The sequence below is a fragment of the Bacillus cereus group sp. BfR-BA-01360 genome (assembly GCF_022663595.1).
Classification (GTDB): Bacteria; Bacillota; Bacilli; order Bacillales; family Bacillaceae_G; genus Bacillus_A; species Bacillus_A cytotoxicus.
This window is the reverse complement of record NZ_JAKUFV010000013.1, coordinates 65,166-77,357: the sequence shown is the minus strand read 5'-3', so window position 1 is coordinate 77,357 and position 12,192 is coordinate 65,166. Positions and strand designations below refer to the sequence as shown.

Below are 12,192 nucleotides of genomic sequence, written 5' to 3'. Positions count from 1 at the left end.
AAAGGAGCATAGCATATGGTACAAAATAAATATCGAGTTACATTCATTTCACCGAGTGAAATGGAACAACGTACGATTATGTCAGCAAATAGCTTACCCGATTTAATTCGAAAGGTGGAGAGTATTATTGCTGATCCTAACGGTTACTTTGTTAATGATAAGAAGAACAACTGTTATTTTAAGGTAATAAGAGAAAATGTAACGTTTATTCAATATGAATTATTATTTTCAAATAGAGAAATTCATATTGAAAAGTTAAAACATGTTGCACCTGCTATGTTAAAGAAACTGTTCCAAAAGATAAATGATCCTGAACTTTATGTACTTTCTCTTCTTGATGTAGATCTTGCAACAAAAGAATATGTATTAGCAGCAATGGAACCATCTTTACGAATGAAAGTGGAAACAGAACTTGCGAAAAAATGGGAATCACTTCCATCGGAAATTGTAGAGGCGCAAGAAGTATTATTAGAGGCGTTAGCTTCATTTATACAAGAATAGATTCATGAACCATCTATCTGTTATTTTTGTTAGATAGATGACTTTTGTTTATTTTTAATTTAATAAATGAATATAAGGAATATTGGAAGGGGAGCGACACCTATATGTCACAAGCGCAAAGCATTTTATTAGAAAGCGGAACAAATGAATTAGAAATCGTTACATATACTGTTGGCGAAAATTTATTTAGTATTAACGTAATGAAAGTGCGCGAAATTATTAATCCATTTCCTGTCACATCTGTGCCAGAATCTCATCATGCGGTTGAAGGTGTTGTGCAAGTGCGTGGTGAAATCTTACCAGTTATTAATCTTGCGACAGCGTTACGTTTAAAATCCACAAAACCACTAGATCAAACAAAGTTTATTATTTCAGAATTAAATCAAATGAAAGTTATTTTCCGAGTAGATGAAGTGCACCGTATTCAGCGTATTTCTTGGGAACAAATTGATGAACCATCTTCTTTATCAATGGGGCTTGAAGAAACAACATCTGGAATTGTAAAATTGGATGGGAAAATTATTTTATTATTAGATTATGAAAAAATTGTTTGTGAAATTAGTAATACTAGCTATGAAGCAAATAAACTTTCAGGACTAGAACAAAAAACAGATCGTGCAGAAAAAGTTATCTACATTGCGGAAGATTCAGCAATGCTTCGTCAAATCTTAGAAGAAACGTTATCAGCAGCAGGATATACAAAAATGAATTTCTTCAGTAATGGTGCAGAAGCTTTAGCGCAAATTGAAAAGCTGGCGAAAGAACAAGGAGAAAAAATGTTTGAGTATATTCATTTGCTGATCACAGATATTGAAATGCCAAAAATGGATGGACATCATTTAACAAAAGTAATAAAAGATCATGAAGTAATGAACAAATTACCAGTCGTTATCTTTTCTTCACTTATTACAAATGAACTATACCATAAAGGTGAATCTGTTGGGGCGAATGCACAAGTAAGTAAACCAGATATTCAAGAATTAATCGGTTTAGTTGATAAGCTTGTTTTATAAAATAACACTTCTATGAGGAAAGAGTATATATTGATTTAATTGTAACCTCCCAGTCCAATATTCTTCTTGAATATTAAGCTGGGAGGTTTTATTACATGAAGTAATAAAATATGATTTTTATGTTTGAAGTGAAAAGAGAAAAAATAAAAATATGAAAATATGATATATCTTATGAAGGAATAGCATGTTCTTACTGCGTAAAGCCGCAAAATTTTTTCGGTGAAGTTGTAAGAGTTGTATTATATAATTTACATGGTAAGGTTTTCTTCTGTATAAATGAGAAAAAGATCTTTCGAGTTTAATAAAAACATCTAACAATAAAAAATATGATTTATTCTATTTCGATATTTTTTATACATTTTTGTCTGTTTATTAGTTGACAGACAATTTAGAAATGGTATAATGTGGATGTGAAAAACTTTCTAATTTCTAGAAAGACGGAAATAACATGAATATTGTGAAAGAATGAGGGGGGAGTGACACAAATTATGTATCACCACAAAGCAATTAATGTATTAAGTCTTTTACAAAACATGTCAAATGATAAGAAAAATGACACATATTTAGAATCAGAATTTAAAAAAATTGAAAAACAATTTCAAGTTGGGTACGAAGAGCTAGTTGATTTATATAATAAAATGGTATTATTTCAAATAGATATTGAAAAAAATGGCGGGATTTCAGCATATGAAAAATCAAATATCACATGGTTAAAGTCTGAACTCGAGTTGCTATATGCAGTGTATCAATTTTGTCAACGTCATGATTTAAACATTGCTAATATTTCAAAGTATATTAGTAAAAAGGAATTGAATCTTTTTCAAAAAACAGAGAGTCAATTACAAAATACGTATTATAAATTAAAAAAAGAAGAAATACCGTTTGCGAATATAAAAAAACAAAAGCCAGGACGTAAACGTAAATATGTATCGGTGAAAGAAACAATCCCGGAGTGGAAGCAAGAGCGAAGAGAAATGGCTAGTGCAAGTATTTCAAAAGTAGAGACGGAATATAACCTTGTTACAGTACTTTCAGGAATTGTCAATAATTTTGAAACGATTAGTGAGCATAGTGAGAAAAAAGAGTATGAACTCCATCAATTTATGGAAGGGATTTATAAGTTGTCTAGCATAGCCGCAGGGCGTGTGAAAGAAGAGACTGCTAAAAATGATCTAGAAGGTGAACTTGCGTTCTTACGAAAAGAAAATGAACGGTTAAATCGTGAAAAAGAAGAATTAGTTACAGATATGAAAGAAATAACACATCATTTGATTCATTTCATTACGAGTTCTGATATTGATCAAATTCGTTCGCTTCCGTATTTTGTAGATGTATGTAAACAAGATTTACATAAATTGGGATTATACAATGCACAAGATAGTAAAATGAAGATTATGATTGACCGCAATGGACAAGTGATGACAGTAACACAATAAAAAGTTGGGTACAAAATAAAAGGGAGATACATAATAAGATATGTATTTCCCTTTTATTTTGTATGGAATCTTTTCAATCATAAAAGGGAATATCAAATTATAATTGTAGTAACGTTAATATCAGTGATGGCACTTGATTTGCTTGTGAAATCGTACTTAATGTGATCTCTGTTAAGAGTCTATCTTTTACACACTTACTCATTTCCTGTACTATATTGGCATCTTCCATACGAGAACTAGCAGTAATCATAGTGGTTGCATGATTAGTTAAACAATCAACATCAGATTGTAAGCGCTTTATTATAATGCCAATATTTTCTTGATAGCGTGAGAGGGTTTGTAAGGCTAATTCTATGTTAGCAATAGCGGTTGAGACTGTGATATTAGTTGGTGTAGACGAAGTAGAATCATTAATTTTTTGATGTTTTCGTAATGAAGAAGATGAAAGATTCACAGTCTTTCTAAGAATATGAACTACGTTTTCTAGTTTATCTCCATATTTAAAAAATGGAATGTCATGAAAAGAATTTGTATCATTTATATAGCCAATTTGTTTTATAAGCTCTTGAAACTCTTTGTCTAGAGCATTTTGATTTACACTAGAATTTATCCCGCTGACCGTTTGTACAGCAATATCACGCATTCGTATTAAGATACGGTTAATAGTTTGCAAAGAAGTTTCCATCCTGCGTAATAGAGAAATAGCATTTTCAGTATTTCGAATTGCTATATGCACTTTTTGATCTCTCACATGCATTCTTGTTGTAAGAACAAGCTCGTTATCATTGTTAGCAGTATGATTCATTCGTTTTCTGGTTGTAAAATGTTCTGCTGTCTGGTTTCCATATGTTTCGTTTTGATTTAGCATATGTAGAACTTGTATATTTGTTCCAATTTTCATGTTTTTGTACACCACCTTTATGTTTAAGTATAGAGAATTTTTATTGCAATTTAAATACCATATTATTAAGTTTTAATATTTTATAAAAAAATATTAAAAAAATATATAAAATAGTAATATAATGATTATAGGATGATATATTCTTATACATAAAGGAGTTAAAAAATAGTATGAAACCATTTATATCAGCATGTTTAATCGTAAAGAATGAAGAAGATATGTTAAGAAAATGTTTAGAATCCCTGCAAGGTGGGGTGGATGAGATTGTTGTAGTTGATACAGGTTCAACAGATACTACAAAAGAAATTGCAAAAGAGTTTACAGATAAAGTATATGACTTTGAATGGACAAATGATTTTGCGGAAGCACGTAATTTTGCAGCCTCTAAAGCAGGTGGTGAATGGATTCTTGCAATTGATGCGGATGAATGTGTAGATCCAGAGAATCTTGCTGCTGCAATAGAGGAAATCAAATTGCATGATAATAAATTTGATGTGTATGCAGTTGAAATTAATAGTTTCTCGGATAAATATGGAGATAATTTATCTATGAATCATATGGAAAGGGTTTATAAAAATAATGGAGAATTTCATTTTTCGGGAGCCATTCATGAACAAATTGTAAAAAAAGGAGAAAGACGACAAGAAGTAACCTTTTCAACATTAAAACTTTATCATTATGGATATTTACCAAATATAGTCAGGAAGAAAAATAAACGAAAAAGAAATATGGATATTCTAAAGAAAGAATTAAAATCTAATAACAGTGATGGTTTTACTTATTTTAACTACGGACAAGAGCTTAGAAGCTTAGGCAAAACAAAAGAAGCATTGGAGTCATTTATAAAGGCTTATCAGAATAAAGAAGATGTTTATAAAGAATGGGTAAGTAGATGTTTATATTTTATTGTGGAGATGTTAGTGGAATTAAAGCGTTATGAAGAAGCAATCGTAATTATTAATGATGCAGAAGAAGTATTTCCTACAGCACCAGACTTTCCGTTTTGGAAAGGTGAGATTTATTTTAAACAAAAACGTTTTGATGATGCGAAAGAAGTATATGCGCACATTATTTCTAATAATATGATATATCAAAATGCAGTTTTCAATGCTGGATCAAAAATGTTCTTTCCACATGTAAGGCTTGGTGAAATCTATACACAAGAAAGACAATATCAACAAGCTTTACAACATTATGTAGAAGCACTAAATGAAAATAATTCATCCGTTAAAATCATTGTAAATATTATTAGCTTATTAAGCAAATATCATACTCCAGAAGAAATATATGATTTTATAAGCACTCGTCAGATTATTAAATCAGATTATATTCGTATCGAAGTACTAAAACTGTTACTAGATCTAGGTCTAGGAAAAGTAGCATTACTACTTATGAATGACTTTATAAATCAGCAACAGTTGCTCATTAGTTCGTTGCAATTGAAAGCAAATATGATTATTGCAGAAGAACCGCTACAATTTACAATAGATAATTTGATGTATGGTATACAAATGGAAGTATTCGATATAGCGGACCTTATTGTATTATATGCAATGACAAAAGACGCATATGTTCAAACTGTATTGGAAAATTCTAAATTTAAACATGTATTTTACAATTTATTCAATACAACAAAAAATGCGAAAAAAATAAAACAAGATGAATATTTACCAATCTTAGAGAAAGCAATACGTTTTCAAAAGGCAGAATTTGTAGAAAAACTCATTTCGTACACAAGTTTATTTCCAAAGCAAATTCATGCTAAAATTGCTGATTTATTTTATAACAATGCATATGAAGAAATTGCAATGGATTTTTATCAGTTATCAGATGAAAATCATGTTACTAAGCAAGGATATGTGAATATTATTGAATATTTGCTTATGCATGAGAATCAAGAAGAAGCCTATCGTATTGCTCTTGAAGCACTACAGAAATTTAAATCAGATTTTCGCTTTTATAAGTATAGCATAGAGATAGAACTAGGTGATACAGAAGGAATTATATCAAAAGCGATTAAGAAATTCTCTGATAGTAATTGGTTGAAGGGGAAATTGTTGAGGTCTATTTAAAAGAGTGAGATTTAATTTATTAAGAAAATATGAAAATAATTAGGAGCGTAGAAATGAAAGTATTAATAGTTGCTTATGATGCTCATCCATGTGAGGGAGGAGTAGATACTTATATTCAAACACTAAAAAGTGGGCTTGAAAAAAAAGGACATTTAGTAGATTTAGTTTCTTATACAGATGTGAAAAAGTTAAACCAAGAGGATATAAAACGTATAGTTGAATATCAAAATGCATTGAATGGTGAATTTAAGGGGAAAGTACCAGAACATGTAATACGAACAGAAGTAAAAAGGTTTATTCACAAACAAATTTTAAACTCTGTAAACTCTACTTATGACGTAATTCACTCACAAATAGGTTTATTGAATTCGGTGATTAAGGAAGTCTTTCCGAATATACCTTTAGTTGGGACAATTCATGGATGTATATATAGTGAAACACTTATGTGGGAAAAGAATCGGAAAAATGCTGAATTTTATAAGGAATACGATAATGAAGCTGTAAATATTCCAGATAAACTCATTACTGTAAGCTCGTATTTAGATAAAAATTTACCATTAATTGCTCCTGAAAAACGTACTGTTATTCATAACGGAATAAATGTTTCAGATTTTCAAGTTAAACAAAAAAATAATCCAATAATTAAAATTGCAACAACAGGTAATTTATACCATCTTAAGGGATATGATATACTTCTGCAAGCACTTATAGCATTAAAGAAAGAAAACCTATCATATGAATTAACAATGTTTGGTGATGGATCTGAAAGGGACAAACTAGAGAAAATGGTAAAAACGCATCAATTACCAGTAAAATTTGAGGGACACGTACCAAGAGAAGTGTTACAAGAAGAGTTGCCGAAATTTGATATATTTGTACAACCCTCTAGACTTGAAAATTTCCCTTTTTCTGTAATCGAGGCTATGGCGTCTGGATGTGCAATTGTATGTAGCAAAGTAAACGGAATGAATGAACAAGTACAACATTTAAAGAACGGTATATTATTTGAACCTGAAAATAGTGACCAATTATCTGAATGCCTTCAATATATGATTAGAAATCGAGAAGAAACGAAAAGAATGGGAATTCAAGGGAGAAAAGATGCAGAAGAAAAATTTTCAATTGATATAATGGTTGAAAAACATGAAGAGGTTTATAGGCAAGTGGCTGCTATATATTCTACTACTAATAATATATCAGATGGTTTATGTGAGAATAAAGGGTTAGTAAACCAAAACCACTGGGATACACTATATGAAAACTTAGATATATATAAACCGGCCGAGAATGATCCTTTCCGAGTTTGGATTAATGAACATATTCCAATAGGAAAAGGAAAAAGTTGTATAGAAATCGGATGTTTTCCAGGAAGGTTCCTAACGATTTTTGGTGATGCCGGTTACACTTTGAATGGTATAGACTTAACACCTAAAGTAGAAAGTATGCCTTTTTATCTATCATCGCTAGGATATTCTATTGGACAGTTTAAAAAACAAGATTTTTTCAGTTTGGATTATTCTACTACGAAGCATGATATTGTTTGCTCTTTTGGTTTTATAGAACATTTTTCAAATTGGCTGGATGTTTTAGTAAAACATAGTGAAATGGTTAAGGAGAATGGATATTTAGTTATAGAAGTACCTAATTTCTCGGGGTTCCCATTGAGAGCTATGCGTATGTTTTTAGATTTTAAAAATTATGAAGGACATAATACAGCATCAATGTATCCTGAAGTATGGGGAAAGATACTTTCGCTGCTAGATTTTGAAATTTGTTTTTCAGGTTATTTTGGAGAATTTGATTTCTGGATAGATGAAATCCCAGACAGTCTAACTAAGCAAAAATTAATATCATTAATTATGGAATCTAAGCCGTTTTTTGATTCCATAGACTTACCAGATTGTCACATTAAACCGTATTGTGGCTTAATTGCGAAAAAAAAGACATCAAAGTCGGTTTCAGCTATTTTAACCAACAAAAGTATACAAGAAACAATTAATAATATTTGGAAGAAGGCTACAAGGAAAGATCAGATTAAAGATTTAAATATCAGAAAAATATACTCATTTTTTGAATTGTGGTGTAAATATATGGATGATAAAAAGGCGGGACGAAATTTGTGAACATTAATGAATATATAATTAATAATAGACTTAAAAGAATAGAGACTTTATTAAATGCCACTTCATCTGTAAATAATAAAAAGAAAAGAGAAAGAGTATATACTAATTTTAAGGCAGTAAAATTGGAACGGAAATTAAGAATTGCATATGTTATGAATCATACACGTGTTTGTGGTGGGGCGAAAATTATTTTAGAACATACAAATCAGTTGGTAGATAGAGGTCATGAAGTATTTATTATTTCTAGAGATCCAAAGCCAGATTGGAAAGAAATAAAAGCTAAGTATATACAAGCACTTCAACAAACGAGTTTTGTACAATCTATTCCAGATGTAGATATTATTGTGTGTACAGTAGCTGATCAAGTACCTGAATGTTATCTGTTAGGTAACGCACCAGTAATTTTATTTGAACAAGGAGATGTCTATATTTACGAGTTTGATAAAATTCCGCAATCCTCTAAGGAGTTTTACCAAAAGATATGGAGATTTCCTATCCCTGTAGTAGGAGTCTCTAAGGTATTAATGGATACATTAGATAAAAATTTTGGTTGTAAGGGAAAAATACTTCATAATGCTTTAAACGATAATTATTTTTACCCACCAATAGTGAATAAAAAGCCGCATGATAAATTAAAAGTGTTATTTGTGGGACAAGAAAATAATCATTTTAAAGGAATTTCCATTGTCAGAGAAGCTTTAAAAATTGTACGAAAAACGGGCCGTGAATTTGATGAAGTTTGGGTTAGTCAAACTACACCAGAATCTCAGTTTGATGGCGAATTAGTTATTAATCCTAGTCAGGAACAGTTAGGAGAAATATATAGATCAAGTGATATATTTATTTCGGGCTCTTATTATGAATCTTTTCCTTTACCACCATTAGAGGCAATGACATGTGGATGTGCCGTAATATCTACTGATAATGAAGGGATAAAGGAATACGGTATAGATGGAGTGAATTGTCTACTTGGAAAAATTGGTAATTCGGACAGTTTAGCTTCTTGTTTAATTGATTTAATTGATAATGAAGAAAAAAGAAAGAATCTGATTAAAGCAGGTTATTTAACATCTGAAAAGTTTAAATGGGAAAAAATTATGGTGCAATGGGAAGAATACTTATTCGGTGCAATAAAAGTATGGGAATCTGAAGAGGTGTCGCCACATAGACTGCTTTTAAGAGTGGAAAAATTACCAGTCCATTTAAACGACCAAAAGATGATTGAATACATGAATAAAATTCAAGAGGGTATGCTAGAAGAGTGGTGTCTCTGGTTAACTGAAGGAGAAGAGATAGAAGAGGGAAGTATTTTATACTTGCAAAGACTTTTATCACTTGGATTGGACGTAGAATATGGAATACCAATAAATTATCCATGTTATGTATTTAATACACCACTAGTAAGAGTAGAAAATCGACTGATGAACAAGAAAAAGAAATATGATATTGTACCAGAAGAGATGATTGTACTTCCTATTCAAATAAGTAAAAGTTCAAGTTTTCAATTTATCCCAAATTGGATGAGAGAACTTAGAAATCACTATTTAAATCATCGTTTTGATACCATAATTCAACAGCTCAATTTATTGCTATCACAGCTTTCAAAAAAAGATCAGGTACTTGCTATAAAGTGGCTAGTGAAGTGTTTAATAGAAACAAGACAATATAAGCAGGCAATTGAGATTTTAAATAAAGCTTTTTTAATTGCTCCTTCATATACAGATTTCTATTACTTAGCAGCAGAGGTATATGTAATATTAGGGCAAGATTCTAAATCATTAACAGAATTGATTCATACATTTGGGCCTTCTTTAGAATATAATGAGACGTTTTTAAGTATTTAAATGGATAAGGTAGGCATGTTGTCGGTAATTATATATTATTTTAAGGTTGTGCAATAATTTGGTTGCGCAGCCTTTCTCTATGAAAAAATAGCTCTTGTTGCATGTGAAATATGTGAAATGCCGTGAGATAGTGGATCAATGATAAATTTAAGTTAATATCATGAATACAAAAAGGTTTAAATTAACTGCTTTGTAGCTAAATTTTCATTTTGTGTTATGCGATATGTATCTTTTCATTAACAGAAGCAATGTCGTCATATTGTGAAATTCATTGTAAGGACTTAACTAAGTTTTATCGGTTATTTGAGGTGGTAAGAAAGGCAAAAAGGGAAAGTAGTGATATATACAAATATATTTTCTTGAATCTTAAAGTGTACAAAAATGATTGCGAAAATAAGAAGGTTTTAATGGATGAATTTTATGGAAAATGATTGATATAAAAAGAAATACACCTTCTCTACAGAAAGGTGTATTTCTTTTTATCAATGGATTATTGTAATAATTTACTTACCATTTGTGGTGTTTGGTTTGCTTGAGAAAGCATGCTTACACCAGCTTCGCTTAAAATCTTGAATTTTGTCATTTCAGACATTTCTTTTGCCATGTCAGCGTCTTCGATTTGAGAAGCAGAAGCTGCCATAGCAGTTGCTTGGTTGTTTAAGTTTTCAATGTTGTAATCTAAACGGTTTAATGTTGCTCCTAATGTTGCGCGGTGATCAGCAATTCTGTTAATTGCGCTATCGATAGCTGCAATTGCATTATCAGCATTACTAGCACTTCCGATTGCTGCGTTGTTAACTTGTAGTGTAGATGCGTTAATTTCTGTTAATTCAATATTAATTGTATCAGCTCCAGATGCATCAGTAGACTTGATGTTAATTGTAGTAGCAGCGTTAGACATTAAATCTGTACCATTAAACTGTGTATTTTTAGAGATATAGTTGATTTGGTCAGTTAATTGTGTAAACTCTTTTTGAAGAGCAGCACGGTCAGTATCAGAGTTTGTACCGTTGGCAGATTGAACTGCTAAGTCACGCATACGAAGTAAGATGTTTGATACTGTGTTTAATGCTGAATCAGCTGTTTGAATCATAGATTTACCATCTTGTGAGTTACGAGAAGCAACGTTTAAACCGCCTTCGTTTGCACGCATACGAGTTGCGATTGCAAGACCTGCTGCATCGTCAGCTGCACTATTGATGGATTTACCGCTTGATAAACGGTTCATTGCAGTGTTCATTTTTTCTTGGTTTTGGCGCATGTACTCTTGAGTACGCATGCTGTTAATGTTAGTATTGATTCTCATTATTAAGAACCTCCATTTTTATTTTATTTTATTTTTTTGTAAATCTCAAAACGATAATATACAAAAAAATCAATTTCGAGATTTATTGTAATCCTTGTTATAGCGGGTGTCAACTGAAAATTTGAATTAATGAATATAAAAAATAATAGTTTAACATTTTTTTCATTTTTTTCATTTTTTCATTGCATATTATGAAAAGGATTATTGCAAACTTAAAAAAAAAACTCTAATATTAGATTATCTTTGTTTACCGAAAAGGTGATATTATGATAATTAGAAATATAGTAAAAGAAGCTCTTTCTTATAAGAAAGGGCAAATTCAGCAAAAGTTAAGTAGTCCTCAAACTTTTGTAAGTAGTCGTTTTCATGAAACATTGCAAAGTACTCCAGTGAAAGAGGTGAAAGCTACTGCGCAGCCTACAAAAGTAGACGAAGTAAGCCAATCGACTCAACAACTTGAGGTGCCTGAATCAAAGCAGGTAGAAGAGGTTCAAACGGCGCAAAAAGAATTTGTGCGCCGTTTCCCAGAAATGAACAATGAGAGTGTAGATGCGTGGGAGTTAACAAAAAAATATAATATTCAAAAGATACGTTCTGAAAATGAAGGGAAGTATATGGATATTATTGATCGGGTGAGTCGTACATATGGAATTCCGAAAACATTAATTCAAAAAATGATTGAAGTAGAATCGGACTTTAATCCGAAAACGGTATCCCACGCTGGTGCGAAGGGATTAATGCAGCTCATGCCAGAAAATGTGAGAGAACTTGGTGTGCAAAATCCATTTTCACCAGCGGAAAGTATTGAGGCTGGGGTAAAAGAGCTCGTTGGGTATTTGAAAAAAAATAACGGCGATCTCGTTTTAGCACTTGCTTCTTATAATGCCGGTCCCGGCAATGTAAGAAAGTATGGAGGTGTACCGCCTTTTAAAGAAACAGAAGGATATATTAAAAAAATATTAAATATTGATGTTTCGAAATAAAAAAATTCATAGT

General features: G+C 31.1%; 9 protein-coding genes. 7 read left to right on the top strand and 2 right to left on the bottom strand.

What is annotated here, in order from left to right; all coding sequences use genetic code 11:
- Positions 1–15: 15 nt before the first annotated feature.
- The 3 genes from MR056_RS13420 (at position 16) to MR056_RS13410 (ending at position 2,950) form a co-directional block, all read left to right on the top strand.
- Complete coding sequence (locus MR056_RS13420) at positions 16–501, top strand: hypothetical protein (RefSeq protein WP_048722700.1); 486 nt, start codon at positions 16–18, stop codon at positions 499–501.
- Between the two features lie 104 nt (positions 502–605).
- Complete coding sequence (locus MR056_RS13415) at positions 606–1,514, top strand: chemotaxis protein (RefSeq protein WP_048722702.1); 909 nt, start codon at positions 606–608, stop codon at positions 1,512–1,514.
- A gap of 488 nt (positions 1,515–2,002) precedes the next feature.
- Positions 2,003–2,950, top strand: a complete 948-nt coding sequence (locus MR056_RS13410; RefSeq protein WP_048722705.1) for a DNA-binding domain-containing protein — start codon at positions 2,003–2,005, stop codon at positions 2,948–2,950.
- Positions 2,951–3,047: 97 nt separating this feature from the next.
- On the opposite strand, the gene MR056_RS13405 is transcribed toward MR056_RS13410, so the two are convergent.
- On the bottom strand, positions 3,048–3,851 hold the full coding sequence (locus tag MR056_RS13405; RefSeq protein WP_048722708.1) for a flagellin N-terminal helical domain-containing protein: 804 nt from the start codon (positions 3,849–3,851) through the stop codon (positions 3,048–3,050).
- A gap of 170 nt (positions 3,852–4,021) precedes the next feature.
- Between MR056_RS13405 and MR056_RS13400 the strand changes: the two genes are divergently transcribed.
- From MR056_RS13400 to MR056_RS13390, 3 genes are read left to right on the top strand one after another with little or no spacing between them, the layout of a single operon-like run.
- Positions 4,022–5,923, top strand: coding sequence for a tetratricopeptide repeat-containing glycosyltransferase family 2 protein (locus tag MR056_RS13400; RefSeq protein WP_094398340.1), 1,902 nt, complete (start codon positions 4,022–4,024; stop codon positions 5,921–5,923).
- Positions 5,924–5,976: 53 nt separating this feature from the next.
- Positions 5,977–8,046, top strand: a complete 2,070-nt coding sequence (locus MR056_RS13395; RefSeq protein ID WP_048722710.1) for a glycosyltransferase — start codon at positions 5,977–5,979, stop codon at positions 8,044–8,046.
- Entirely contained in the window at positions 8,043–9,890 is a 1,848-nt protein-coding gene (locus tag MR056_RS13390) for a glycosyltransferase (RefSeq protein WP_048722711.1), read from the top strand. The genes MR056_RS13395 and MR056_RS13390 overlap by 4 nt, the downstream gene beginning before the upstream one ends.
- Before the next feature lie 490 nt (positions 9,891–10,380).
- Here the strand turns inward: MR056_RS13390 and MR056_RS13385 are convergent, their stop codons facing one another.
- Positions 10,381–11,196 (bottom strand): flagellin N-terminal helical domain-containing protein, encoded by an 816-nt coding sequence (locus MR056_RS13385; RefSeq protein ID WP_048722714.1) that lies wholly within the window; start codon positions 11,194–11,196, stop codon positions 10,381–10,383.
- A gap of 266 nt (positions 11,197–11,462) precedes the next feature.
- Here MR056_RS13385 and MR056_RS13380 point away from each other — a divergent pair, with 266 nt between their 5' ends.
- Positions 11,463–12,179: a lytic transglycosylase domain-containing protein gene (locus MR056_RS13380; RefSeq protein WP_048722716.1), complete on the top strand. Its 717-nt coding sequence runs from the start codon at positions 11,463–11,465 to the stop codon at positions 12,177–12,179.
- The last annotated feature ends 13 nt before the right edge of the window (positions 12,180–12,192 follow it).